Annotated in this window: 24 protein-coding genes; 6 read left to right on the top strand and 18 right to left on the bottom strand. The window is 67.2% G+C overall.

Features of this window, described 5'->3' with window-relative positions; all coding sequences use genetic code 11:
• Positions 1–2 precede the first annotated feature (2 nt).
• The gene (locus P73_RS18375) at positions 3–602 is read right to left on the bottom strand and encodes a 2-hydroxychromene-2-carboxylate isomerase (RefSeq protein WP_043870706.1); all 600 of its coding nucleotides are present in this window, start codon (positions 600–602) and stop codon (positions 3–5) included.
• Positions 603–717: 115 nt separating this feature from the next.
• Between P73_RS18375 and P73_RS18380 the strand changes: the two genes are divergently transcribed.
• On the top strand, positions 718–1,734 hold the full coding sequence (locus tag P73_RS18380) for a ribose-phosphate pyrophosphokinase (RefSeq protein WP_043870707.1): 1,017 nt from the start codon (positions 718–720) through the stop codon (positions 1,732–1,734).
• Between the two features lie 154 nt (positions 1,735–1,888).
• On the opposite strand, the gene P73_RS18385 is transcribed toward P73_RS18380, so the two are convergent.
• From P73_RS18385 to P73_RS18415, 7 genes are all read right to left on the bottom strand, one after another.
• Positions 1,889–2,236, bottom strand: coding sequence for an H-type lectin domain-containing protein (locus P73_RS18385; protein ID WP_043870708.1), 348 nt, complete (start codon positions 2,234–2,236; stop codon positions 1,889–1,891).
• A 212-nt stretch (positions 2,237–2,448) separates the two neighbouring features.
• Entirely contained in the window at positions 2,449–2,859 is a 411-nt protein-coding gene (locus P73_RS18390; RefSeq protein WP_043870709.1) for a F0F1 ATP synthase subunit epsilon, read from the bottom strand.
• A gap of 24 nt (positions 2,860–2,883) precedes the next feature.
• Entirely contained in the window at positions 2,884–4,308 is a 1,425-nt protein-coding gene (gene atpD, locus P73_RS18395; RefSeq protein WP_043870710.1) for a F0F1 ATP synthase subunit beta, read from the bottom strand.
• A gap of 18 nt (positions 4,309–4,326) precedes the next feature.
• The gene (locus P73_RS18400; RefSeq protein ID WP_043870711.1) at positions 4,327–5,202 is read right to left on the bottom strand and encodes a F0F1 ATP synthase subunit gamma; all 876 of its coding nucleotides are present in this window, start codon (positions 5,200–5,202) and stop codon (positions 4,327–4,329) included.
• 17 nt (positions 5,203–5,219) lie between these two features.
• On the bottom strand, positions 5,220–6,758 hold the full coding sequence (gene atpA / locus P73_RS18405) for a F0F1 ATP synthase subunit alpha (RefSeq protein WP_043870712.1): 1,539 nt from the start codon (positions 6,756–6,758) through the stop codon (positions 5,220–5,222).
• Positions 6,758–7,318, bottom strand: coding sequence for a F0F1 ATP synthase subunit delta (locus P73_RS18410; protein ID WP_043871933.1), 561 nt, complete (start codon positions 7,316–7,318; stop codon positions 6,758–6,760). Before P73_RS18410 ends, atpA begins: the two co-directional genes overlap by 1 nt.
• 382 nt (positions 7,319–7,700) lie before the next feature.
• Entirely contained in the window at positions 7,701–8,450 is a 750-nt protein-coding gene (locus tag P73_RS18415) for a class I SAM-dependent methyltransferase (RefSeq protein ID WP_043870713.1), read from the bottom strand.
• A gap of 62 nt (positions 8,451–8,512) precedes the next feature.
• Between P73_RS18415 and gloB the strand changes: the two genes are divergently transcribed.
• From gloB to P73_RS18430, 3 genes are all read left to right on the top strand, one after another.
• Positions 8,513–9,283, top strand: a complete 771-nt coding sequence (gloB, locus tag P73_RS18420; protein WP_043870714.1) for a hydroxyacylglutathione hydrolase — start codon at positions 8,513–8,515, stop codon at positions 9,281–9,283.
• A 250-nt stretch (positions 9,284–9,533) separates the two neighbouring features.
• Positions 9,534–11,864: an ATP-dependent Clp protease ATP-binding subunit ClpA gene (gene clpA, locus P73_RS18425; RefSeq protein ID WP_043870715.1), complete on the top strand. Its 2,331-nt coding sequence runs from the start codon at positions 9,534–9,536 to the stop codon at positions 11,862–11,864.
• A gap of 98 nt (positions 11,865–11,962) precedes the next feature.
• Positions 11,963–12,955, top strand: a complete 993-nt coding sequence (locus tag P73_RS18430; RefSeq protein ID WP_043870716.1) for a M23 family metallopeptidase — start codon at positions 11,963–11,965, stop codon at positions 12,953–12,955.
• Positions 12,956–12,971: 16 nt separating this feature from the next.
• Here the strand turns inward: P73_RS18430 and P73_RS18435 are convergent, their stop codons facing one another.
• From P73_RS18435 to P73_RS18445, 3 genes are all read right to left on the bottom strand, one after another.
• Complete coding sequence (locus tag P73_RS18435) at positions 12,972–14,594, bottom strand: peptidoglycan -binding protein (protein ID WP_043870717.1); 1,623 nt, start codon at positions 14,592–14,594, stop codon at positions 12,972–12,974.
• Between the two features lie 3 nt (positions 14,595–14,597).
• A complete protein-coding gene (locus P73_RS18440; protein WP_043870718.1) occupies positions 14,598–15,764 on the bottom strand; it encodes a hypothetical protein in 1,167 nt (388 codons plus the stop codon).
• 85 nt (positions 15,765–15,849) lie between these two features.
• Positions 15,850–16,422 (bottom strand): gamma-glutamylcyclotransferase, encoded by a 573-nt coding sequence (locus tag P73_RS18445; RefSeq protein WP_245629196.1) that lies wholly within the window; start codon positions 16,420–16,422, stop codon positions 15,850–15,852.
• Positions 16,423–16,492: 70 nt separating this feature from the next.
• On the opposite strand from P73_RS18445, the gene P73_RS24550 reads away from it, so the two are divergent.
• A complete protein-coding gene (locus P73_RS24550) occupies positions 16,493–17,494 on the top strand; it encodes a DUF2125 domain-containing protein (protein WP_052453402.1) in 1,002 nt (333 codons plus the stop codon).
• On the opposite strand, the gene P73_RS18455 is transcribed toward P73_RS24550, so the two are convergent.
• From P73_RS18455 to P73_RS18485, 7 genes are all read right to left on the bottom strand, one after another.
• A complete protein-coding gene (locus tag P73_RS18455; protein WP_074743193.1) occupies positions 17,491–18,312 on the bottom strand; it encodes an extensin-like domain-containing protein in 822 nt (273 codons plus the stop codon). The two genes, P73_RS24550 and P73_RS18455, sit on opposite strands and share 4 nt — an antisense overlap.
• Positions 18,309–19,172, bottom strand: coding sequence for a prephenate/arogenate dehydrogenase family protein (locus tag P73_RS18460; protein ID WP_052453597.1), 864 nt, complete (start codon positions 19,170–19,172; stop codon positions 18,309–18,311). Before P73_RS18460 ends, P73_RS18455 begins: the two co-directional genes overlap by 4 nt.
• A 56-nt stretch (positions 19,173–19,228) precedes the next feature.
• Positions 19,229–20,317, bottom strand: coding sequence for a histidinol-phosphate transaminase (gene hisC / locus P73_RS18465; protein WP_043870720.1), 1,089 nt, complete (start codon positions 20,315–20,317; stop codon positions 19,229–19,231).
• A gap of 112 nt (positions 20,318–20,429) precedes the next feature.
• Positions 20,430–21,461 carry an endonuclease/exonuclease/phosphatase family protein gene (locus P73_RS18470; RefSeq protein ID WP_043870721.1) on the bottom strand — a complete coding sequence of 344 codons (1,032 nt, stop codon included), beginning with the start codon at positions 21,459–21,461 and terminating at the stop codon, positions 20,430–20,432.
• A gap of 152 nt (positions 21,462–21,613) precedes the next feature.
• A complete protein-coding gene (gene rpsD / locus P73_RS18475; RefSeq protein ID WP_043870722.1) occupies positions 21,614–22,234 on the bottom strand; it encodes a 30S ribosomal protein S4 in 621 nt (206 codons plus the stop codon).
• Positions 22,235–22,484: 250 nt separating this feature from the next.
• A complete protein-coding gene (locus P73_RS18480) occupies positions 22,485–23,546 on the bottom strand; it encodes a Hint domain-containing protein (RefSeq protein ID WP_043870723.1) in 1,062 nt (353 codons plus the stop codon).
• A gap of 131 nt (positions 23,547–23,677) precedes the next feature.
• Positions 23,678–24,157, bottom strand: coding sequence for a YbaK/EbsC family protein (locus P73_RS18485; RefSeq protein WP_043870724.1), 480 nt, complete (start codon positions 24,155–24,157; stop codon positions 23,678–23,680).
• 175 nt (positions 24,158–24,332) lie between these two features.
• Here P73_RS18485 and P73_RS18490 point away from each other — a divergent pair, with 175 nt between their 5' ends.
• Positions 24,333–26,399, top strand: coding sequence for a TonB-dependent receptor domain-containing protein (locus P73_RS18490; RefSeq protein WP_043870725.1), 2,067 nt, complete (start codon positions 24,333–24,335; stop codon positions 26,397–26,399).
• The last annotated feature ends 54 nt before the right edge of the window (positions 26,400–26,453 follow it).

The following is a 26,453-nucleotide window of genomic DNA, read 5'->3' on the forward strand; positions in this document are numbered from 1 at the left end:
CCTCACAGCGTGCCCAGATAGGCGTCGAGCATCTCCAGCCGGTCCTGCCCCCAGAACCGTTCGTCCGTGCCGGTCACGATGTAGAAAGGCGCACCGAAGATCCCCGCGTTCAGCCCGTCCTCGAGGTTCCGGGCATAGATCTCCGCCCCGTTGAGCAGGCCGGTCATCGACAGCATCGGATCGAAGCCCGACGCCTCCAGCGCCGCGGTGATCACCGCATCCTCGGCAATATCGCGATCCTCTTCCCAGACCGCCTTGAGAAGCCGCTGCACCAGCCCGTCGAGATCGCCACCCCCCGCCTCCTGCGCCGCGATCACCGCATAGGAGGCCGGTGCGGCATTGGTCGGCCAGAAGGCGGGCTGGAACCGCATCGGCTTGCCCAGCCGGGCGGCCCAGCGTTTCAGCTCCTGCATGCGGTAGAGCTTGCGCGCCTCGGAGCGGTCCGACGGGCGCGGCGCACCGAGCCGGTCGAACATGGCGAGGATGTCGAAGGGCTTGTAGCGCACCGTGGCGCCGTGCCGGTCCGCGATCTCCCGGAACCGGTCGCCCGCGAGATAAGTAAATGACGACAAAAGCGAGAAATAGTAGTCGATATGTCCCACTCGGCCCCTCCCCTGCGGCTGGCGTGTTTGCAAGACCGTAGCGGGGTGGTAAGCGGTGTCAACGTTACGATTCCGTGACGATCTCCGCCGAACATCACCTCGGGAACCTGCTGCCATGCCCCTGACCAACGAGCCCAAGCTCATTGCCGGTAACGCCAACCGCACCCTCGCCAACGCCATCGCCCGCCGCCTGTCCATGCATCGCGGCATGTCGATCGACCTTTGCGACGCCCGCGTCGAACGGTTCAACGACGGGGAGATCTTCGTCGAGGTCTACGAGAACGTGCGCGGGGAGGACATGTTCATCGTTCAGCCGACGTCGAACCCGGCCAACGACAATCTCATGGAACTGCTGATCATCACCGATGCGCTGCGCCGCTCCTCCGCGGGCCGGATCACCGCCGTCGTGCCCTATTTCGGCTATGCCCGCCAGGACCGCCGCACCAAGGCGCGCACGCCGATCACGGCCAAGCTCGTGGCCAACATGATGGTCGAGGCCGGCATCGAGCGGGTTCTGACGCTCGACCTGCATGCGACGCAGATCCAGGGCTTCTTCGACATTCCGGTGGACAACCTCTACGCCTCGCCGGTCTTCGCGCTCGACATCAAGCATCATTTCAAGGAGGGGATGGACGACATCATGGTCGTCTCCCCCGATGTCGGCGGCGTGGCCCGTGCCCGCGAACTCGCCAAGCGGATCAACGCCCCGCTCTCCATCGTCGACAAGCGCCGCGAGAAGCCCGGCGAGGTGGCCGAGATGACCGTGATCGGCTCCGTCGAAGGCAAGAAATGCGTCATCGTGGACGACCTCGTGGACACGGCCGGAACGCTGTGCAAGGCGGCCGACCTGCTGATGGACCACGGCGCGGCGGAGGTGCATGCCTATATTTCCCACGGCGTCCTCTCCGGCCCGGCGGTGGAGCGCGTCACGAATTCGAAGCTCTCCTCCCTCGTCATCACCGACTCGATCGAGGCCTCCTCGGAGGTGCACCGTTGCCCGAACATCCGCATCGTGCCGACCGCGCCGCTGTTCGCGCAGGCGATCATCAACACCTGGAACGGCACCTCCGTGTCCTCGCTGTTCGAAGACAAGACGCTCGTGCCGCTCTACGAGGGCACCTATCACGCCTGAACCGTCGGGCAGACCGGAAAGGCGCGCGGAATCCGGTCCCCGCGCCTTTTTTCATGCGCGCTCCGCGACCATGTCCTCGCCGGGCGGGACCGACCGACATGCGGCCAGTGGACGGCACGCGCGCCCGAGTCTCACGGATCCCCCCGAACGCCGCCTATACGTCCCAGTCCTCCTCGTGCCGCACGGGTCCGAAGGCCGTCCAGTCGACCCGCGCGCGGGCGATCTTCGTATCGCCCCAGGTGCGGAAGACGATGACGAAACCGCTGTCCGTGACCTTGTCGGCCGAGATATCGACGCGGTGGTTGGTGGATTGGTCGATGTCCAGCATGGAAAGGCTGACCTGCACGACGGGAGGCCGGGCAAAGCCCGCCTCGAAACTCACGCCCCGGCGCAGCTCGCGCCGCCCCTTGCCGGTCCACATCTCGCCCCCGTCCTGGAAATCGGAAAAGAGCAGAAGGGACCCCTGCGCGATCGCGAGTTGATGATTGTTCAGTCTGAGCATCGTGTCGATTGATCCCGTCCCCATGCGGCGATTGTCGCGAAGCCGCGCGAAAAGGAAAGAGCAAAAGGAACGGGAGCGGTGCTGTCTGCGCCGCCGGGCCCTGTCCGGCCCCTCGCCTCACCGCCGCAGCCGGTCGCCCACTCGGCTCCGGACATGAAAAAGGCCCCGGCACGGCTCATGCGGGGCCCTTTCGCGATCATTGCCACACCGGCTCAGAGGTTGGTGTGGAACCCCAGATCCTCGGCGATATGCACGAGATCGGCGAGGAAGGAATGCGTGTCCGCCTTGTCTTCCACGGTCGCCTTGTCGTGTTCCGCACGGGCCTGTGTGATCAGGTCCGTGACGATCTCCTGCGACATCTCCCCGCGCGGCAGAGCGACCTCGGCCAGCACGGAGATATGCGTCGGAGACAGCTCGGCAAACCCGCCCGTCACGATGAACTCCATCTCGCCCTCCGGCCCGGTCGCCACGAGGCGGCCGGGGCGCAGCGTGAGGATGGTGGGCTCATGGCCCGCCATCGCGGTCAGACGTCCTTCGGAACCCGGTATCTGGACCTGCTCCACTTCGAGAGACGCGAGTTTGCGCTCAGGAGAGACGAGATCGAATTGGACTTTGTCAGCCATCGAAGGCCTCCTTCCGGGTTGCGATTAGGCGGCTTCGGCGGCGAGTTTCTCGGCTTTCGCGAGCACTTCGTCGATGCCGCCCACCATGTAGAAGGCCGCTTCCGGCAGGTGGTCGTATTCGCCGGCGACAACCGCCTTGAACGACTTGATCGTGTCCTCGAGCGGCACCTGCACCCCGTCGGAGCCGGTGAACACCTTCGCCACGTCGAACGGCTGGGAGAGGAAACGCTGGATCTTCCGGGCGCGGGCCACGGCCAGCTTGTCCTCTTCGCTGAGTTCGTCCATGCCGAGGATGGCAATGATGTCCTGAAGCGACTTGTAGCGCTGGAGGATGGTCTGGACGTCACGCGCGACCTGGTAATGCTCTTCGCCGACGATCTGCGGATCGAGGATCCGCGAGGAGCTCTCGAGCGGGTCCACGGCCGGGTAGATGCCGAGCTCGGAGATCGCGCGGTTGAGAACCGTCGTCGCGTCGAGGTGGGCGAAGGTCGTGGCCGGAGCCGGGTCGGTGAGGTCGTCCGCGGGCACGTAGACGGCCTGGATCGAGGTGATCGAGCCGTTCTTCGTGGAGGTGATCCGCTCCTGCATCGCGCCCATGTCGGTCGCGAGCGTCGGCTGATAGCCCACGGCGGAGGGGATCCGGCCGAGAAGCGCGGACACTTCGGACCCCGCCTGCGTGAAGCGGAAGATGTTGTCGACGAAGAACAGAACGTCGGTCCCGGACTGGTCGCGGAATTGCTCGGCGAGCGTCAGCCCCGTCAGGGCGACGCGGGCACGGGCTCCCGGCGGTTCGTTCATCTGGCCGTAGACCAGCGCCACCTGGCTCTCGGAGAGGTTGTCGGGCTTGATGACGTTGGATTCGATCATCTCGTGATAGAGGTCGTTGCCTTCACGGGTCCGCTCCCCCACACCTGCGAAGACGGAGAAGCCCGAGTGCACCTTCGCGATGTTGTTGATGAGTTCCATGATGAGCACGGTCTTGCCCACGCCGGCGCCGCCGAACAGGCCGATCTTGCCGCCCTTGGAATAGGGGGCCAGCAGGTCGATGACCTTGATGCCGGTGACGAGGATCGAGGTCTCGGTGGCCTGTTCGTCGAATTCGGGCGCGGGCTGGTGGATCGCGCGGGTCTCGGTCGTCTCGACCGGGCCCTTTTCGTCCACCGGCTCACCGATGACGTTGAGGATGCGGCCGAGCGTCGCGTTGCCCACCGGAATGGTGATCGGGCCGCCGGTGTCGCTCACGCCCTGGCCGCGCACGAGACCTTCGGTCGAGTCCATCGCGATGGTGCGCACTTCGTTCTCGCCGAGGTGCTGGGCCACCTCCAGAACGAGGCGCGTGCCGTTGTTGTCGCATTCGAGCGCGTTGAGAATGGCCGGGAGCGCGCCGTCGAACTGAACGTCGACAACGGCGCCAATCACCTGCGTGATCTTGCCTTTGTTTTGTGCCATGTGTCGTTACTCCGGGTCTTAGAGCGCCTCAGCGCCCGAGATGATTTCGATGAGCTCGTTGGTGATGACGGCCTGACGCGACCGGTTGTATTCGATCGTCAGCTTGTCGATCATGTCGCCTGCGTTGCGCGTCGCATTGTCCATGGCGGACATCCGCGCGCCCTGTTCGGAGGCCGCGTTTTCCAGGAGAGCCGCAAAGATCTGCGTGGCGACGCCACGCGGCAGGAGGTCGGCGAGAATGCCTTCCTCGGAGGGCTCGTAATCGTAGAGCGCACCGCCGCCTTCGCCCTCCCCGGCCTCGTAGGCCGCGGGGATGATCTGCTGGGCGGTCGGGACCTGCGTCACGACGTTCTGGAACTTCGCGTAGAAGATCGTGGCCACGTCGAACTCCCCCGCGTCGAAGCGGGCGAGAATGTCGCGGGCGATCTCCTGCGCGTTCGCGTAGCCGACCTTCTTGACCTCGGTGAGGTCCACATGCGCCACGAACAGGTCCGCATATTCCCGCTTCAGCTGTTCACGGCCCTTCTTGCCGACGGTGATGATCTTCACCGTCTTGCCGGCGGCCCTGAGCTCGGCGATGCGGGTCTTGGCGAGCTTCACGATATTCGTGTTGAAGCCGCCGCAGAGACCTTTCTCGGACGTCATGACGACGAGCAGGTGCACGTCGTCCCTGCCGGTCCCGGCCAGAAGCCGGGGCGCGGTATCGGAGCCACCGGCCGATGCCGACAGCGCCCCGAGCACAGCGTTGAAACGCTCCGCATAGGGCCGGGCGGCCTCGGCCGCATCCTGTGCCCGCCGCAGTTTCGCGGCGGCCACCATCTGCATGGCCTTCGTGATCTTCCGGGTCGACTTGACCGAGGAGATCCGGTTTTTGAGATCCTTGAGGCTGGGCATTCAAGCGTCCTTCAGGATTAAGCGTAGGTTTTGGCGAATTCGTCCAGAACCGCTTTGAGCTTGTCGGCCGGCTCGCCCTTGATCTTCGGATCCTCGCTGGTGATCCAGTCGAGCACGTCGCGCTTCTGGTTGCGCATGAACTCGAGAAGTGCGGCTTCGTACTTGCCGACTTCCGACACCGGAATCCTGTCGAGATAGCCGTTGGTGCCCGCGAAGATCACCACGACGATTTCGGCATTGGTGAGCGGCGAGTACTGCGGCTGTTTCATCAGCTCGGTGAGGCGCGCGCCGCGGTTCAGCAGGCGCTGGGTCGCGGCGTCGAGGTCGGAGCCGAACTGGGCAAACGCGGCCATCTCGCGATATTGCGCGAGCGACAGTTTCACCGGACCGGCGACCGAGGACATCGCCTTCGTCTGCGCCGAGGAGCCCACGCGGGACACGGACAGACCGGTGTTCACGGCCGGGCGGATGCCCTGATAGAACAGCTCGGTCTCGAGGAAGATCTGGCCGTCGGTGATCGAGATCACGTTGGTCGGGATGAAGGCCGACACGTCGCCGCCCTGGGTTTCGATGATCGGCAGGGCCGTCAGCGAGCCCGCGCCGAAATCCTCGTTGAGCTTCGCGGAGCGCTCGAGCAGGCGCGAATGGAGGTAGAACACGTCGCCCGGATAGGCTTCGCGCCCCGGCGGACGGCGCAGCAGCAGCGACATCTGGCGATAGGCCACGGCCTGTTTCGAAAGGTCATCGTAGATGATGAGCGCGTGGCGGCCGTTGTCGCGGAAATATTCCGCCATCGCGGTCGCGGCATAGGGCGCCATGAACTGCATCGGCGCCGGGTCGGACGCGGTCGCGGCCACGACGGTGGTGTATTCGATCGCGCCGGTTTCCTCGAGCTTCTTCACGAGCTGGGCCACGGTCGAACGCTTCTGGCCGATGGCGACGTAGATGCAGTAGAGCTTCTTGCTCTCGTCGTCGCCGGCGGCGTCGTTGTAGGATTTCTGGTTGAGGATCGCATCGAGCGCCACGGCGGTCTTGCCGGTCTGGCGGTCGCCGATGATCAGCTCGCGCTGGCCGCGGCCGATCGGGATCATGGCGTCGACGGATTTGAGGCCGGTCGCCATCGGTTCGTGCACGGATTTGCGCGGGATGATGCCCGGCGCCTTCACATCCGCGATGCGGCGTTCGGCGGCCGCGATCGCGCCCTTGCCGTCGATCGGGTTGCCGAGACCGTCCACGACGCGGCCGAGAAGCGCGTCGCCGGCGGGCACGTCCACGATGGAATTGGTGCGCTTGACGGTGTCGCCTTCCTTGATGTCGCGGTCGGAGCCGAAGATCACGACACCGACGTTGTCGGCCTCGAGGTTGAGCGCCATGCCGCGGATCCCGCCCGGAAACTCGACCATCTCGCCGGCCTGCACGTTGTCGAGGCCATAGACGCGGGCGATCCCGTCCCCGACAGAGAGCACGCGGCCCACTTCAGCGACCTCGGCCTCCTGGCCGAAGTTCTTGATCTGCTCCTTAAGGATCGCAGAAATTTCAGCTGCCTGGATTCCCATTATCCGACCTCTTTCATTGCATTCTGGAGGGAGTTGAGCTTCGAGGCGATCGAGGTGTCGATCATCTTCGAGCCCACCTTGACTATAAGACCGCCGATGAGGCTCTCATCGACGGTCGCATTCACGGTCACCTGCTTGCCGAAGGTCTCGGAAAGCGTGCCGGCGAGCTTGGTGGTCTGTGCCTGGGTCAGCGCCTTGGCGGACACGACCTCGGCCACGACTTCGCCGCGCTCCTCGGCGAGCATCGCCTGGAGCGCGTCGACGAGTTGCGGCAGGACGAAGAGGCGGCGGTTCCGCGCCATCAGCGCGAGCGTGTTCGTCACGACCCCGGAGAGGCCGGCCCTGGCGGCAATCGCGGTGATCGCCGTCTCGAGCTCGTCGCGCGAATAGATCGGGGACGTCACCAGCGCCCGCAGGTCGTCGCTTTCGGACAGGGCAGCCGCAAGCGTCGCCACGTCGGCTTCGAGCGCCTTGACGGAATTGCCTTCTTTGGCCAGTTCGAAAATGGCCGTTGCGTATCTTGCGGCGATGCCGCGGGAGATCGAAGCTGGTTCGGACACGTCCACCCTTCCGATGTCTTAGGGCCCGTCCCCTCTGCCCCTTGCCAATGGGATCTCACGCGGGAATGGGCAGCTTGATTGACCCGTGCAGGATGCGCGGGCGGCAAAATCAGCGTGGATGTATCAGAGCAGCCCCCATGCCGCAACCTTGTTGCGCCACTTTAGCGCCAACAGCGCGAAACTTGCCGCCGTTAATTTTCAGGGCATTAGGCAAATCGGCGTCCTACCCGGAAAAATTAGTTTTCCCACGCCGGATGTCACCTTCACGGATTCGTGCGATTCCCTCCTTTCCGGCCCGCGGCACCCCGGCTCCGGTCCCTCCGGAACCCGCCCTGGGATGGCCGCGGAACGGGGCTTCACCCAGGCGCCGGAGGCCCGCGCCTCACACCGGCTTCGCCTCCGGCACGGGGCGCAGGCCCTCGAGCACGCGGGAGGGACGGCGCACCGCCTCGGGGGAGCCGGAGCCGGTCTGCGCATAGACCTGCTTGGAGGCCTCGATCATGATCACGCCCCCGACCAGCGATCCCGACAGCCGCCGCGCGAACCGTTCCCAGACCGGCCCCCAGCGCAGCCAGAAGCGGCGATGCGACGGCGGCTGGAACAGCACGGCGGCGTGGCGTTCGGGGATGAACCCCGCCTGCCGGAGCTGCGCCTCGAGCTGGCCGAGCGAATAGGGGCGCCCGTGACCGAAAGGCGTGTTGTCCGAACGCGACCAGAGCCCGCCGCGGTTCGGAACGACGAACAGCACACGCCCGCCCGGCCCGAGCACGCGCCAGCATTCCTCGAGCAGCGCGCCGGCATTGTCGGAGGTCTCGAGCCCGTGCATGACCACGAGCTTGTCGACAAAGCCGGTCTGGATCGGCCAGCGCGTCTCCGGACAGAGCACGGAGACGTTCGGCAGGCCGGCAGGCCAGTGCATCACCCCCTGCTGGTCGGGCATCAGCCCCACGACCCGGCGCGCATCGTTCAGGAAGGGACGCAGCAGCGGCACGGCAAAGCCGAAGCCCGCCACCGTCTGCCGCTCGGCATCGGGCCAGAAATTCACCACCTGGTCGCGGATCGCGCGCTGCGCGGCCCGCCCCAGCCCGGTGCGGTAGTAGAAATTTCTCAGCTCAACGACGTCGAGATGCATTGCAATCCGCGCGCTTTCCCCAAAACTTGAAAGGACAATGACCCAAAGCCGGAGAAAACACCATGCTTGAGATCGTCACAGTCCCCGCCCTGGAGGTTTTCGACAACTATTATTTCCTGATCCGCGACACGGACACCGGAAAGACGGCCGCCGTGGACTGCGGCGGCGCGGCTCCGGTGCTCGCGGCGCTGGAGGCGCGGGGCTGGGATCTCGACGAGATCTGGATCACGCATCACCACTGGGATCATGTCGGCGGCGTCGCGGGGTTGAAGGCGGAGACCGCGGCACGGGTCAGGGGCACGCGCCACGCGGCGCCGAACATGCCGCCGCTCGACGAGGACCTGCCGCAGGAGGGCAGCTTCCGCTTCGGCGCGCATGAGGTGCAGGTGCTGCATGTGCCGGGGCATGCCAATGGCCATATCGCCTTCTACATCCCGTCCGCCGACGCGCTGTTCTCCGGCGACAGCCTGATGGCGCTCGGCTGCGGCCGGCTGATCGAGGGCACGGCGGAGGAAATGTGGACGAGCCTCACCCGGCTGCGGGCCCTGCCCCGCGAGACGATGGTCTATTCCGGCCATGAATACACGCTCGGCAATGCACGTTTCGCCGCGACGATCGAACCCGGCAACGCCGCGCTCAAGGCCAGGATCGCCGAGGTCGAGAGCCTGCGCGCCGAGGGAAAACCGACCGTTCCCTCGTCCCTCGGCCTCGAATGCGACACGAATCCGTTCCTGCGCGCCGACACGGCCTCCGTGAAATCGGCCCTCGACATGGCCGATGCACCCGATGTCGCCGTCTTCGCGGAGATCCGGGCCCGGAAGGACCGGTTCTGACGCCGCGCCCGGCCCCTCTCCGTGCCCCTTGAAACACCGCCCGCGGACCATACATGAACCCTACCCGAAGAGGGAACCACCCCTGTCAAACCGCACAAAACTTGGCGCCTCACGAAAATTTACCGGTGTCAGCCACTTTTTTCCTTGAAGCGCGCGGCTTTCAATCGAAGTTTAAGAGTATGAGGCCACGGTTGGGTGCGGGGCCATAGACGTCCCCTCCAGACCCCGAATGCGAAGGAGCACATACGAAGTGCCGTCATTTTCGAACACCCTTGAGCAGGCCATCCATGCCGCTCTGGCGCTGGCCAACGCCCGGCGCCACGAACTCGCAACGCTGGAACACCTCCTTCTGGCCCTGGTCGACGAGCCCGACGCGGCGCGCGTGATGCAGGCGTGCAACGTCGATCTCGAGGACCTTCGGAAAACCCTTCTGGATTACATCGAGGACGATCTCTCGACCCTCGTCACGGATGTGGAGGGGTCGGAGGCCGTGCCCACAGCCTCCTTCCAGCGCGTGATCCAGCGCGCGGCGATCCACGTCCAGTCCTCCGGCCGCACCGAGGTGACCGGCGCCAACGTGCTCGTCGCGATCTTCGCCGAACGCGAATCGAACGCCGCCTATTTCCTCCAGGAACAGGACATGACGCGCTATGACGCGGTGAATTTCATCGCCCATGGCGTCGCCAAGGATCCCGCCTTCGGTGAACAGCGCCCGATCACCGGCGCCGACCACGAGGAGGAGGCGCAGGCGCAACAGGCGCAGGCGCCGGGCGAGGACAAGGAATCCGCGCTCGCCAAATATTGCGTCGACCTCAACAAGAAGGCCAAGAAGGGCGATGTCGATCCGCTGATCGGCCGCGCCCACGAGGTCGAGCGCTGCATCCAGGTGCTCTGCCGCCGGCGCAAGAACAACCCGCTTCTCGTGGGCGATCCCGGCGTGGGCAAGACCGCCATCGCCGAAGGCCTTGCCAAGAAGATCGTCGACGGTGAGACGCCCGAGGTGCTCGCCCATTCCACCATCTTCTCGCTCGACATGGGCGCGCTGCTCGCCGGCACGCGCTATCGCGGCGATTTCGAGGAGCGGCTGAAAGCCGTGGTGAAGGAGCTCGAGGAGCATCCCGACGCCATCCTCTTCATCGACGAGATCCACACCGTGATCGGCGCGGGTGCGACCTCCGGCGGGGCGATGGATGCTTCCAACCTGCTCAAGCCCGCGTTGCAGGGCGGCAAGCTGCGCTGCATGGGCTCCACCACCTACAAGGAGTTCCGCCAGCATTTCGAGAAGGACCGCGCGCTCAGCCGCCGGTTCCAGAAAATCGACGTGAACGAGCCGTCGGTGGATGACACGGTGAAGATCCTCCAGGGCCTCAAGCCCTATTTCGAGGAGCATCACGACATCCGCTACACCAACGAGGCGATCAAGACGGCCGTGGAACTCTCCGCGCGCTACATCCATGACCGCAAGCTTCCCGACAAGGCGATCGACGTGATCGACGAGGCGGGCGCGGCCCAGCATCTCGTGGCCGAGAGCCGCCGTCGCAAGACGATCTCTCCGAAGGAGATCGAGGCGGTCGTGGCGAAGATCGCGCGCATCCCGCCGAAGAACGTCTCCAAGGACGACGCGGAGGTGCTCAAGGATCTCGAAGCGACGCTCAAGCGGGTCGTGTTCGGTCAGGACAAGGCCATCGAGACGCTGTCCTCTGCGATCAAGCTCGCCCGCGCGGGTCTGCGCGAACCGCAGAAGCCGATCGGCAACTACCTCTTCGCTGGCCCCACCGGCGTCGGCAAGACCGAAGTGGCCAACCAGCTCGCCTCGAGCCTCGGCGTGGAGCTTCTGCGCTTCGACATGTCGGAATACATGGAGAAACACGCGGTCTCCCGGCTCATCGGTGCGCCTCCGGGCTATGTCGGCTTCGATCAGGGCGGTCTGCTGACCGACAGCGTGGACCAGCATCCGCATTGCGTGCTGCTGCTCGACGAGATCGAAAAGGCACACCCGGATGTCTACAACATCCTGCTTCAGGTGATGGACAACGGCAAGCTCACCGATCACAACGGCCGGACCGTCGATTTCCGCAACGTGATCCTGATCATGACCTCGAACGCGGGGGCGACCGAACAGGCGAAAGAGGCCATCGGCTTCGGCCGTGACCGCCGCGAGGGCGAGGACACGGCGGCGATCGAGCGCACCTTCACGCCGGAATTCCGCAACCGCCTCGACGCGGTCGTGTCCTTCCAGCCGCTGCCGAAGGAGGTCATCCTCCAGGTGGTCGAGAAGTTCGTGCTGCAACTCGAGGCGCAGCTCATGGACCGCAACGTCTCCATCGAACTCACCCGCCCCGCTGCCGAATGGCTGGCCGAAAAGGGCTATGACGACAAGATGGGCGCGCGTCCGCTCGGCCGCGTGATCCAGGAGCACATCAAGAAGCCGCTCGCCGAGGAGCTTCTCTTCGGCAAGCTCGCGAAGGGTGGCGTCGTCAGGGTCGGCGTCAAGGACGGCGAAATCGACCTCAAGGTCGAGGAACCGGGTGCCCCCCGCCTCGGCCGGTCGAAGAAGCCGCCGCTTCTGACCGCCGACTGACCGGCCGGGACACACGGACAAACAGGATCGAAAGGCCCCGTCACCTTGACGGGGCCTTTTCGCTGCGCGAGCCTGCGACCAATGACCGGAGGACCCCCATGCGCCGCGCCAGCCTTCTGCCTCTCCTCGTCCTCGCCGCTCCGATCCTCGCCGCACCCGCCCTCGCCCGCGATCCGGTGCTGTCCCTGCCGCTCGACTGCACACCGGGCGAAAGCTGCTACATCCAGAATTACGTCGATACCGACCCCGGCCCCGGCGCGGCCGATTTCACCTGCGGCCCGCTGTCCTATGACGGTCACAAGGGCACGGACTTCGCCCTGCCCGCGATGGGGGACGTCTGGACGGGCGTCGACGTCTTCGCCACCGCGCCCGGCACCGTGCGCGCCATCCGCGACGGGGAGGAGGACGTTTCCCAGGGGAACGGGGACGCGCCGGACGTCACGGGAAAGGAATGCGGCAACGGCGTGGTGATCGACCACGGCGGCGGCTGGACCAGCCAGTATTGCCACCTTCGGAAGGGGTCCGTCGCGGTCAGGACCGGCCAGCGCGTCGGCGCCGCGACGGTGCTGGGACAGGTCGGGCTATCGGGGGCGACGGAATTTCCCCATCTGCATTTCGTCCTGCGCCGGGACGGGGCGGTGATCGACCCGTTCAATCCGGGCGGCGTCGTCGCCTGCGGCGAAGGTCCGCCCCGCGGCGGCACGCTCTGGTCGCAGGAGATCTCCTATCGGCCGGGCGGGCTGCTCTCCGTCGGCATCGCCACGCGGATCCCCGCGTTCGATCAGGTCAAGGCAGGCACCGCGGCGGCCACCGCCCTTACCACTGCCGCACCGGCGCTCGTGGTCTACGGCTTCGCCTATGGCAGCCGGGCGGGCGACGTCCTGCGCCTCTCGCTCGCCGGTCCCGAGGGCGAGATCGTGAGCCGGGACGCCCCGCTCGACACGCCGCAGGCCCAGGTATTCCGGGCGGTCGGCAAGGCCAGCCCCGGCACCTGGCACCCCGGCGGCTATCGCGCCTCCGTCGCGCTGCTCCGCGACGGGCGCGTGATCGACAGGATGACCGCCGATATGCTCGTGGACGACGCCCGGTAAGCCGCCGTCCGGGTGCCTATTTCTCCGTGAGCTTCAGCTCGATCCGCCGGTTCTGCGCCAGCGCCGCCAGGCTGTCGCCACTCGCGATCGGCTGATATTCCCCGAACCCCGCCGCAACCAGCCGGTCCGCCGGGAAACCGAGATCCTCCGACATGTAGCGCACCACGGACAGCGCCCGTGCCTGCGACAATTCCCAGTTGTCGGCATATTCGCCAAGCCCCGACAGCGGCGTCTTGTCGGTGTGGCCGTCCACCCGGATGATCCAGTTGATCTCCGGCGGGATCTCCCTGGCGATCTCCGCCAGCGTGCCCGTGACCCGCGCGATCTGTGCACGGCCCTCGGCACCGAGATCGGCGGAGGCCGGTTCGAACAGCACCTCTGAGGAGAACACGAAGCGGTCGCCGACGATCCGCACCCCCTCGCGGTCCCCGAGGATCGCGCGCAGCCGGCCGAAGAATTCGGACCGGTAATTCTCGAGCGATTTCGCCTCCTCCTCGAGCCTCCGGCGCTCCGCCGCCTCGAGCTCCGCCCGCCGCCGCTCCTCCGCCGCGACCTGCGCCAGCGCCGCGTTGAGCCGCGAGGTCAGCGTGTCGATCTGCACCTCCGCCTCGGCGTCGCGCGCCGCCCGGTCGTCGAGCGTGGACTGGAGCACGGAAAGCTGCCGGCGCAGTTCCGCGACCTGCTGGTTGAGCAGCGCGACGCGGCGCTCGCTTTCCGCCGAGCGTGCCTCCTCCTCCGACAGGGCCTCGCGTGCCTGGGCGAGCAGCGCCGCCTGCCGCTCCGCCGCGCTCATGTCGCCCTCGGCCTCCTGCTGGAGCCGGTCGCGCGCCGCCTCGGCGGCAGCCAGAAGCGTCAGCGTGTCCTCGGCCTCCTGCCGCGCTTCCTCGAGCGCGAGCGTCATTGCGGAAAGCTCCGTCTCCGAATTCGCGAGCCGGTCGCGCAGCGCCTGGAGCGCCGCCGCATCGGCGAGCCGGGCCTCCTCGCTCTCGGAGAGTTCCGTCTGCGCCTCCGACAGCGCCGTGTCGCGGGTCTCCGCCTCCGCGCGCAGGTCCGCGATCAGCGCCTCCAGCGCTTCGCGCCGGGCCGCGGCGAGACGGGCCTGTTCGGTGGCCGCGTCGATCTCCTCGCGCGCGCTTGCCAGCGCGAGCTGCATCGCCTCCTGTTCGGAAACGAGCCGCGCCTGCGCCGCCTCCAGGTCGTCGATCTGCGCGGCAAGCTCGGTGCCGCGCGCCAGCGCCTGATCGCGGGCGGCCAGAAGGCTTGCAACCTGCTCTTCGAACGACGCGATCCGCCCCGCCTGTTCGGCATTCTGCGCCTCGAGCCCGGCAATGGTCGCCGCCTGTTCCTCCGCCGTTTCCCGCGCCGCCGTCAGCGTCGCGCGCAGGTTGCCGATCTGGTCCTGGAGGGTCGCGCTTTTCTGCTGCTCGAGCCCGAGCGCATTCGCGAGGGCGGCGACCTCCGCGTTCAGCGCGTCGAGTTCATGCGCCTGTCCCGAAATCGTGTCGCGCAGCATCGACTGGACGACCATGAAGATGGTCAGGACGAACATCAGCACCAGCAGCAGCGCGGTCATCGCATCGACGAACCCCGGCCAGATCGAGCCGGACATGCGGTGTGAGGAACGGCGCAGAGCAGCCATGGCTCAGGCCTGTTCCCCGAGATCGCGCAGGGTCCGCGTGAGCATGGCGATCTCGGCGCGCAGCTCGGACACGCTTTCCTGACGGCCGGCCGACAGTTCCTCCAGAATGCGCAGGAGCTGCACGTCGATCGAGCGCAACCGCATCCGCGCCTCCGCATCGAGGGCGTCCTGATCCCGTTCCTCGCGCGCCGCGATCACGCCGACCAGCCGTTCCTGCCCCTCCGCGACCCGCACAAGCACCCTCGTCGTGTCGCTCTCGCCCTCGAGGCGTCCGATCATCCGGTCCATCGTGTCCGCCACCCGGCCGAGCCGCGCGTCGAGTGCGGCGCGCGAGGCGTCGGAGCGTGCGAAGATGTCATGCAGCATATCCATCTGCTGGCTCATGTGATCGAGGACCGCGACCGCACCCGACATCTCGCCGCCCTCGCCCTCCCCGGCAAAACCGATCCGCGTGATCGTCGAGAGCCAGTCCTCGAGCTCGCGGAAAAAGCGGTTCTGGCCGTGGGAGGCGAAGAGTTCGAGCATTCCGATCACCAGCGACCCCGCCAGCCCCAGAAGCGAGGAGGCGAAGGCGGTGCCCATGCCGCCAAGCTGGCTCTCGAGCCCGGTCATGAGCCGGGAGAAGATGTCCGCGGCGCTCTCGTCGCCGGTCGGCGCCAGGGCGCGGATCGTGTCCACCACCGCCGGGACCGTCGTCGCGAGCCCGTAGAACGTGCCGAGGAGGCCGAGGAAGATCAGAAGGTTGGCGATGTAGCGCGTGATGTCGCGCGCCTCGTCGATCCGGGTGGCCACGGAATCGAGGATCGACCGCGCCGAGGTCGCGGAGATCTGCGTGCGCCGGCTCCGACCGCGCAGGAGCGCGGCGAGCGGCGCCAGGAGCGAGGGCGCGTCCCTGTCCGGCTCGTCGGGGCGCTGTCCGGTGAAACGTTCGATCCAGTTGACCGAGGAAACGAGCGTCACCACCTGCCAGAAACAGGCGAGGATCCCGATCACGAAGACGACCGCGATGAAACCGTTGAGATAGAGATTGGCGAAGAACACCGGCATCACGCGCGGAAGCGCGATGTAGAAACCGAAGCTCACGAGCCCGAGCACGATCACCATGAGGGTGATCTGGCGCACGGGCTGGGAGAAATAGTGGTACCGGGCCTCGCGATCGGGTTGGTCCATAGCGACCCTGTCCTGACCTTTCATTGACTGTCCCGGCCACGATAGGGGAGCGCAGCGCCGCTGCCAACACGCGATTTCGTGCCTGTCACAGGCCGAGACGGGTCCGCACCCGTGCCGCCAGTTCGGTCAGTTCGGCATCCTCCATCCCGATCTCGGCAAGGTGGGAGGCGGTGTTGAAGAGATAGTCGGCATTCGGCCCGCGCCCGCCCGTCGCCGCGGCGATCACCTCGGCCTGCCGCTCGAGGCTGAGCGGGCCGGTATATTGCACATGCGCGGGATCGACCACATAGGCGAGCGCCGGCACCACCCGCCCGTCGTCGAGCGCCAGGGGCACGCGGCGTTCGAGATAGGCCGAGGAGACGAGTTCGCGTTCACGCAGCTCGGCCAGCGTGGCCGCGGCCCTCTCCGGCCCGACGCGAAAGGCGATGCCGCGGCAGCGTCCGCCCTCGGCGGCGTCGAGCGCGAGCACCAGCCCCGGCAGGTCGGGCGTGCCGCGATGATGGATCGACCACATGCAGAAGGAGCGCGCGAAGCCCGACAGGGTCGCCGGCACCCGCTCGACCGGTTCGAAGCCCGGATTCCAGATGAGGGAGCCATAGCCGAAAACCCAGAAGCCCCTTGCCATGTCGCCGCGCGCGTCCTCGTGATCCTCCGCCATGCGATGTCCTCTTTTCTCGTCGCCTGCCCCCCGTTAAACACGGCGTGACGCGGAATGAAAAGGACCTCCCATGCGCAGATTCCTCTGGCTCATCCCGATCGCCGCGATCCTTTACGCCGGCTATTGGGTGATCGGCGCCCGCGGGACCGAGAAGGCGATCGAATCCTGGATCGCCGCCCGCGCCGCCGAGGGCTGGCAGGCCGAATATTCGGACGTGAAGACCCGCGGTTTCCCGACCCGCTTCGACACGGTCATCCGCGAGCCGCAGCTTGCCGATCCGCGCAGCGGCGTCGCCTTTTCCACGCCGCGGATCGAGATCCTGAGCCAGAGCACCCGGCCCACCCGCTTTACCGCGCGCGCGGCGGACGAGGCCCGGTTCGCCACGCCCTACCAGCGCATCGACGTCACGCAGACGCGCGCCGAGGCCGAGCTCTTCGTCGCGGCCGGCCCGAGCCTGACGCTCGACCATTCCTCGGCTACGCTCGAGGATCTCGCGGTGACCTCCTCGCTCGGCTGGGGCGTGACGCTCGACACCGGACGGTTCGTGACGCAGCGCGATGCCGCCGATCCCCTCACCCATCGCATCACCCTCACCGCGCATGGCCTCGAGCCCGCGGAGGGGATGATGGACAGCCTCGATCCCGAGGGGCGGCTGACCGACCGTTTCGATACGTTCGAACTCGACATGCGCACGCGGTTCGATGCGCCATGGGATATCCACGCGCTCGAGGGACCGCGGCCACAGCCGACGCATGTCGACCTCACCGGGCTCGCCGCGCAATGGGGACCGCTGAAACTGCGCCTGACCGGCGCCTTCGACGTCGACCCGCGCGGCTATCCCGAGGGCACGGTCGCGGTGAAGGCGGAGAACTGGCGCGAGATGATCGAGATCGCCACCGCCATGGGCGCGATCCCCGAGCAGATGGAAAAGATCGCCCTGCGCGCCGGCGGCATGCTCGCCGGCATGTCGGGGCGCAAGGACACGATCGACGCGGAGCTGACCCTCAGGGACGGGATGATCACGCTGGGATTCATCCCGATCGGACCGGCGCCGCGCCTCACGATCCGTTAGCGGCAATAGCTGCCGGAGCGATAGCGCGCCGTGTCGAAATGCAGGTGATCATGGTGGTAGCCGTCGGACTCCGGGCCGAGCACCGTGCCGAAGGGGCCGCAGGCCGCCTTGTGCATCGCGCGCAGCATCCGGCCTTCCCGGCCGCGTCCCCAGTCCTCGAGCAGCGAGATCTGCCCGCCATCCGCGAGGCCGATGGCTGCAACATCCACCGCACGGCCGCGCCCGTGTTCGGAAATCTTCGCGCCGGACTGGTTGTTGCGTGGACGGCAGACATAGCTCGCCGCGATGGTGAGGGTCGAGATGCCGCCGCCGTACCGTCCCACCGCTGGTTTCGCCCCGGTCTCGAGCCAGGTGTAGAGCGCCCGCGCGGTCGGGCAGTCGATGGTGGCGGGGGTCGAGAACTGCACGCCGCCCATCTCCGTCACCTCGACCGGCGCCTCCACGCCGCAGCCCTTGACCCGCCCCGGAATGGCGCTGAGCGCGCGGCCGCGGATCGCGGCCACGCCGCAGACGGAGCCGGCGACGCCGCGGCTCACGCGGGTTGCGGCGATCACCGCCTGCGCGCGTTCGGCGAGCCCGTCGGGGCGCGGTTCGGGCCGGGGAGAGCGGGCGACGGGCGGCGCGGAGGCGGCGGCCTCCGGCCGGACCGGACCGACCGAGGCCTGGGGAGAGACCCCGCCGAGATCGTCGACCGAGTAATTCGCACCGGCACCGGGACGCGGCTCGGGGATCGGCGAACTCTCGACCTGGGCACCTGCCCCGGCGGCCGAACACAACACCCCCGCCAGCGCGAGGACTATCGCCGCGCCGCGCGTCATACGCTCTTTTTGGCGCGCCCGAAATCCGGTGCGTCCGTGTCCTGCCCCGCCTCGATGATCCCGCGACGGATCGCGCGGGTGCGGGTGAAATAATCGTGCAGCGTGTCGCCGTCGCCGGTGCGGATCGCGCGCTGAAGCGCAAAGAGCTCCTCGGTGAAGCGCCCGAGGATTTCCAGCGCCGCGTCCTTGTTCGTGAGGAAGACGTCGCGCCACATCGTCGGATCGGAGGCGGCGATCCGGGTGAAGTCGCGGAACCCCGCGGCGGAGAACTTGATGACCTCCTGGTCGGTCACCCGGCGCAGGTCGTCGGCCACGCCCACCATCGTATAGGCGATGAGGTGCGGCACATGGGAGACGACGGCACAGACGATGTCGTGATGGTCGGGATCCATCCGCTCGGTCGTGGCCCCGAGCGCGGCCCAGAACGCCTCGAGCCGCCTCACCTCGCCCTCGTCGGCCTGCTCGGGCGGGACGATCAGGCACCAGCGGTTGTCGAAGAGCTCGGCAAAGCCCGAACGCGGGCCCGAATGCTCGGTCCCGGCCATCGGGTGACTGCCGACGAACTGCACGCCCTCCGGGATCTGCGGCAGGACCGCCTCGAGCACGCTGCGCTTCACCGAGCCGACATCGGTCACCACCGCGCCGGGTTTCAGCACCGGTGCGATCTCCGCCGCCACCGCGCCCATCGCGCCCACGGGCACGGCAAGGACGACGAGATCGGCACCCTCGGCCGCCGCGGCCGCGCTGTCGCAGACCCGGTCCACCAGACCGATCTCGCGCGCGGTATCGCGGGTGGCCTGCGAACGGGCATAGCCGGTGATCTCCCGCGCCACGCCCGCACGCCGCATCGCCAGCGACATGGACCCCGCGATGAGGCCAAGGCCGATGAGGGCGACGCGGTCGAAGATGACGTCGTTCACCGCTTCTGCTCCATGAACTGACCGATCACATGCACGACGCGGCGGCAGGAGGCCTCGTCACCCACGGTGATGCGCAGGCAGTTGGGCAGGCCGTAGCCGCCCACGCGGCGCACGATGATGCCGTTCGCCTTGAGGAATTCGTCGCAGGCCTCCGCCTCCTCCTGGTCGGTGAAGCGGGCGAGGATGAAATTGGCGCAGGACGTGTCCGACGGCACGCCGAGCTCCATCAGCGCCTCCGCGAGCCAGGCGCGCAGGCGGGTGTTGTCCTCCCGGCATTTCTCGACCCAGTCGCGGTCCCTGACCGCGGCTTCGGCGGCGGCGAGCTGCGGCTCGGACAGGTTGAACGGCCCGCGCACGCGGTTCAGCACGTCGATGATCTCCCGCGGACCGTAGCCCCAGCCGACGCGCACGCCGCCGAGTCCGTAGATCTTGGAGAAGGTGCGCGTCATCACCACGTTGTCGCGCGCCTCGACCAGTGCCGAACCGCCGTCGAACCCCTCGACGAATTCCGCATAGGCGCCGTCGAGCACGAGGATGGCCTGGCCGGGAAGCCCCGCCGCAAGCCGGGCGATATCGCGCTGGCCGATCATCGTGCCGGTCGGGTTCGCGGGATTGGCGATGAAGACGAGCTTCGTGCGTTCGGTGCAGGCCGCGAGGATCGCGTCGACATCCACCACGCGCTCGCGCTCGGGCACGCAGACCGGGGTCGCCCCCGCCGCCTTGGCGGAGATCTTGTACATGCCGAAGCCGTGCTCGGTATAGATCACCTCGTCGCCGACGCCGGCATAGGCCTGGCAGAGGAAGGTGATGATCTCGTCCGAGCCGACGCCGCAGATCACGCAGTCGGGATCGAGCCCGTGCACATCCGCAATCGCCTTGCGCAGCGCGTAATGGTCGGTGTTGGGATAGCGATGCAGATTGTGCGCGGCCTTGGCGAATGCCGCCTTCGCGCTTTCCGGCGCGCCGAAGGGGTTTTCATTCGACGAGAGCTTGATCACATTCTCGACGCCCGGAACATGGCTCGCCCCGCCCTGGTAGAGCGCGATGTCGAGAATGCCGGGTTGCGGTTCGATCACACGGGTCATGGGTCCACTCGTTCTCATTTGCCCGCCTCTCATAGCCTCGCTTGCGGGTCTTTGAAAGCGCGATGAGCAGGCAAGGACCGCCTGTTGCCCCCGCGCGTCGGTCGGGGGCGTGTCAGACCGATGCCCCTTCCGCCGGACGCCAGCGGAAGCCGGCGCGGATCACGCCGTGATCGCTCGTCCCCGAGCTGTCGTGGTCGTTGCGGTTCAGGTGATCGTTCTCCACCACCATCTCGTCGAAGGCCCAGAGCCGCCGGCGCGAATGATCGTAGAACTCCTGGGAGACGAGGATGTGATCGAGGCTCTCGCGCTCCTTCCTGTAGACATGGGTGTAATAGACGTCGCGGGTGGAGCGGTATTCCTGAAGCACCTGCGCGGTGTAGAGCGCGTTGTCGCCGCCGCCTTCGGACAGGCCGGTGAGATATTGCGGCTGCTCTGTCAGGATGTTGAGCGTGTTCGACAGCTTGCCGTCGTTCATGTCGCCGATCACCACCACGGGCGTGTTCGATCCCTTCATGAGATCGGTGAGGATCATCCTCAGCGCCGCCGCCTCCGCCGTGCGCCGGATCGTGGAGATTGCGTAGCCGAGCGCGGTGAGGTGCGGCGCGTGGGTCTCGCGGTCGTACCAGCCCTCGCGCCACAGCTCCGTCGGGCGGCGCGACTTGAAATGGCAGACGAAGACGTGGATCACCGGCGTCTCCTCATGCGGGCGCACCGTGACATGGAGCACCGGACGCGAGAAGGAGCCAAGCTCCACCGCGATGCGGTCCTGCTGCGGATCGTCGCCGCCGGAGGCGAGCGCCATCCCGGCGGGAAAGGCCACGATCCATTCCGGCTCCCCCACGAGCATGTCGGCCCGCACCGCGCCGGCGCAGGCGATGCGGTCGCCGCCGTGATCCGGCGGCACCAGCGCCACATGGCTTTCCGCCATCCCCGCGATGTCGAGCGCCTCGGTGAGCGCCGCGCCGTCCCAGAGCTCCTGAAACCCGGTCACGTCGGGTGCGAGCCGGCTCAGCACCGCGCCGGTGTAGAACAGCTTTGCCTCGTATTGATCCTCGCTCCATGCGCTGCCCGAATACATCGGCGCACCGGGGCGTTGCAGGTTGAGAAGGTTGAACGAGGCGAATGAAATATCCCGCGCGGCCATGGTCTCTCCCCTCCCGGTCCGGTTCCGGTTCGACCCGGAGCCTAGCACGGATCGGGGATTCGCCTCAGGCCCGGTCTTCCGCCCCGCCCCGGCAAGCGGAAAGGCCGCCCCCGGAGGGACGGCCTTCGCGATCGGGTCGAGGTCGGCTCAGATCAGTTCTGAGCGTAGAATTCGATGACGAGGTTCGGTTCCATGATCACCGGATAGGGCACGTCGGACAGGCCCGGCGTGCGCACGAAGGTCGCGGTCATCTTGTTGTGGTCGACGTCGAGATAGTCGGGCACGTCACGCTCGGCGAGGCCGACGGCCTCGAGCACGATGGCGAGTTGCTTCGACCTGTCGCGCACCTCGATCACGTCGCCTTCCTTCACGCGGTAGGAGGGGATGTTCACACGCTGGCCGTTCACGAGCACATGGCCGTGGTTCACGAACTGGCGCGCGGCGAAGATCGTGGGCACGAATTTCGCGCGGTAGACGACGGCGTCGAGGCGGCGCTCCAGCAGGCCGATGAGCAGCTCGCCGGTGTCGCCGCGCTGGCGCTCGGCGTCGGAGAAGATGCGGCGGAACTGTTTCTCGGTCAGGTCGCCGTAATAGCCCTTCAGCTTCTGCTTGGCGCGGAGCTGGAGGCCGAAATCGGAGAGTTTGCCCTTGCGGCGCTGGCCGTGCTGGCCGGGGCCGTATTCGCGGCGGTTGACCGGGGATTTCGGGCGGCCCCAGATGTTTTCGCCCATGCGGCGGTCGATTTTATACTTGGCAGACGTGCGTTTGGTCACGAACTGGATCCTTTCAACGGTCTTGAAAGGTGCTGTCCTTTCCCTCCGGATCATTCCTTCGGGCGACAGGCATCCCCTTGCGGGGGCCACCAACACCAAATAAGTCGCCGGCGCGCATCGCTGCACACCGGATGGCGGGCTTATACAGGCGCGCGGCGGAGAGTCAACACCCCTCCGCCGGGACCGCGGCGGGCTGTCGGTCTTCCGCCAGACTTGCGTCAGGCAGATCCCACGCAAGCCGCCGCGCCGCTCAGGCGACCGCGTGCATCAGGATCGCCGCTTCCGCCGCGCTCAGGAGCCGCCGCGCGGCCGGGCCGTATTCGCCGCTGTCCCGCGCCAGGCCGGGGAAGCGGGCGAGGAGCGCGGCGCGCTGGTCCTCCGCGATCTCCCCGAAGCCTGCGAGGCCGGGATGGAAGCTTTCGGTCTCCAACCCGTTGGCGAAGATCACCTGGTGGCTGTCGAACAGCAGGTGGACATAGCGCACCTCCCGCGCCCAGCGGTCGATGCTCACCGCCAGCCCGTCGACCAGATCCTTCGCCGCGACCAGCACCTCCTCGGCGTTGAACAGGTCCCGCGCCGGCGCGCCGGTCACCAGCATCCGGTGCTGCGGCGAGACCAGAAGATCGCCGTCGGGCCGGCCCATGCCCAGCGCATCGGCGCGCAGCCGGATCGGGCGCAGATGCGGCATCGCATACAGCCGCGCTCCCGTCACCCGGCGGCCGCCGATCCAGCGCAGGGGCTGGGGACCGTTGTCCTTCGTCTGGACGAGATCGCCCTCGACGAGCGCCTCCACCGGGCGCGGCCCCGAGGGCGTGAGGATCCGCGTGCCGGGCGTGAAGCAGATCACCGCGCCGGGCGCCTCCGCCTGCGCCCGGCCGACCGCGGCGACCCGCGTCGAGACGATCCAGAGATCGGTGTCGGCGGGCGGCATCTCGCCCAGGAACATCAGCAGCGGCACGCCCAGGCCGGGCGTGTCGATGACGGTGATCTCGTAGCGCCGCGTCCCGTCGGTGACGTCGAAGCCGCCGTCGAACAGCCGTTCGCGCAGCAACTCGTCGCGATAGACCGGCGCGCCGGCCACCGCGGTGCCGATCAGACGCCGCACCGATTGCGCGGCCCGCTGATGCAGTTCCGCCTGCCCGATCGCCCCTTCGAGGACATAGACATCGCGCGCGCCATCGACGCAGACCGCCTCTCCGCTCCAGCGCCAGGTGGCGCCGACCGCGAGGGCGGACAGCGGCGCATTGGGAAGGCCATCGAGCTCCCCCTGCGTCCACGCGATGACAAACGTGCCGGAATAGCCCGTTCTCATTGCCTGTATTGCCTTGTATTGCCTGCCGGTTTTCTTTGTTTGTTGGCGCGACGCTACCACAGGCATCGTCATATGTTAATATTTTTGTCGCTTCCGTCTTTGCGAAAATGTCGCAGGAGGTCCGGCCCCGGTCACGGCGCGCAGAGCGCGGCGGCCGTCGCCCCGAGCGTGGCGAGCGCGCCGGCAGGATCGAGACGCAGCATCAGCCCGCGCCTGCCACCATTGAGCGCGACCTCCTCCCCCGCCGCGACGGCGGCGGCCTCGAAGGCGACCGGCACGGGCCTTTTCTGGCCGAAGGGGCTGATCCCGCCGGTGTGGAAGCCGGTGAGCCGCTCCGCCTTCGCCGGGTCCATCATCTGCGCGGACTTGCCGCCGAAGGCCTTCGCCACCTTCTTCATCGACAGGCTGAGGTCGGCGGGGATGACGGCGCAGGCGGGGGTCCCGTCGACCTCCACCATCAGCGTTTTCAGCACCCGTCCGGGCGGCAGGCCGATGGCGCGGGCGGCCTGTTCCGCGATCCGGTCCTGCCCCGGAACGTACTCGTATTCAAGCCGCGCATAGGCGAGCCCCGCCTTGTCGAGATAGCGTGTCGCCGGGGTCGCCGTGCTCATCCTGTCCTCCGCCTGCCAAAGGAATGCGCAGACCAGCCTGACGGAGGAAACCGGACCTGTCCAGAGGGCCGCTTTTAACTTGACTAAATCTGTCAGGAATCATATTCGGCAGGGCAAACGGCAAGCTCCCGTCGTGGCAGCCAGCACGGAAAAACACTCCATTGCTGGGACCATCATGACCATTCGCACGCATCTACTGGCCAGTGCGGCCCTCTTGGGAGCCGGGGCGCTCCTGCCTGCCGCCACATTCGCACAAGACCTTTCCACCGGCGAGCCGATCGAGCTCGACGCGATCACCGTCGCGACGAGCCAGCGCGGCGTGCAGACCGACACCGCGACGAGCGAGACGGTGATCGCCCAGGAGGAGCTCGAGGCGCGGCAGGCGAGCTCCATGGCCGAACTCGTGGACACGGTGCCGAACGTCTCGCTCATCAACGGCAGCCAGCCGCAGGGCGCCGCCGTCTCGATCCGCGGGCTCGGCACCTATGCCGGCACCTATGGCAGCGACGGCAAGGTGGCCGTGGTGGTGGACGGCGTGGCGAGCGGGGCCGAGGAGATCTATCGCAACGGCGGGATGCTCGCGCTGGAACCCGAGCTGTTCCGCCAGGTGACGGTGACGCGCGGTCCGGGCGAAGGCTTCCGCTTCTCCTCCGGCGCGATGGGCGGCACGATCGAGGCGCAGACCAAGGACGCGAGCGATTTCCTCACGCCGGGCGACAGTTTCGCCTTCCGCCAGAAATTCGGCTACGAGAGCAACGGCGACGGCCTGCTCACCAGCTCGATCCTCGCCTTCGCGCCCGACGACCGCTTCGACGTGCTCGCCTTTGTCGGCTACCGCACCATCGACGAGCGCGAGGATGGCGACGGGGTGTCCCAGGACGCGACCGGGTTCGACCAGCCCTCCGCGCTTCTGAAGGCGAATTACCGCATCACCCCCGACAGCACGCTGACCTTCTCCTATGCCTATAACGAGATCCCGGAGGAGGACGTGCCCTACGACGCCTTCGATCCGACCTGGGACGAGACCTTCGTCGACCGCGACACGGCGGACACCACCGCCTATCTCGCCTATCGCTACGATCCCGCGGACAACGACCTGGTCAATTTCGAGGCCCGGCTGACCTACAAGCACGAGGAGATGAAGATCTCCTCGAGCGCGCCGGACAGCGCCAGCGGGATCTTCAACGCCGACCACGACACGACCACATGGGGCCTGCGGCTCGAGAACGAGGCGCTGTTCGCGAGCGGGGCCATCGCCCATGCGGTGACGACCGGGATCGAATACAAGGAGCGCGAGCGCAGGGCGATCCTGCTGCCGAACGCCGTCAACGGCGTCGGGCAGAACGATCCTTCGGCGCCCGGCGGCACGGACAAGAGCATCGCGGTCTATCTCGCCGACCGGATGGAGATCGGCGAGCGCCTGACGCTGACCCCGCAACTGCGCTACGAGCATCAGAAGCTGATTTCGGAAAAGAATGGCGATGCGCAGCAATGTTTCGGAAACGCGTGTATCCCGAGCACGCCCATTCCCGACGGCACCTCCTATGAGAAGGACGCGGTGACCGGCGCCTTCTCTGCGCGCTATGCGCTCACCGATGCCTTCGCGGTCTTCGGCACGGTCGCCTATAACGAAAACCTGCCGATCCTCGACGATCTGCGCAGCGCCAACATCACCGTCTCCGAAAAGGGCGTGACGCATGAGCTCGGGCTGTCCTATGATGCGCTCGACGTCTTCGCGGGAAGCGATGCGCTCCGGGCGAAGATCACCGGGTTCCAGACACGGATCTGGGACGTCACCACCTACAGCGGGGTGAGCGATGTGGATCTCGACGGCTTCGAACTGGAACTCTCCTATGTCCACCCGGACTTCTACGTGGACTTCAACGGGGCGCGCACCCGCGGCACGATCAACGACAGCAACACGCCCTTCGACTTCGTGCCCGCCGACAAGGTGCAGCTCACGCTCGGCAAGCGTTTCCTCGACGAGCAGCTCGACCTTTCGGTCGGCGCCACCCATGCCTGGAGCCAGTCGCGCACCGAAGGCAGTTCCGCGACCGCGCCCTCGGACGACTGGACGACCGTCGCGCTGCATGCGGGCTATACGCCGGAGGCCGGGCCGCTTGCCGGGGTCGAGCTGCGCGCTTCGGTGGAGAACATCTTCGACGAGACCTACAGCCCCTACCTGTCCTCGCGCAATTCGTCGGGGCGCAACCTGAAACTGTCCATCGCGAAGGTCTTCTGACCTGACGCGACGGCGCGCGCGGGGTTTTTCCTTCGTGCCCCGCGCGCGCCTCAG

The organism is Celeribacter indicus, assembly GCF_000819565.1.
GTDB classification, from domain to species: Bacteria; Pseudomonadota; Alphaproteobacteria; order Rhodobacterales; family Rhodobacteraceae; genus Celeribacter; species Celeribacter indicus.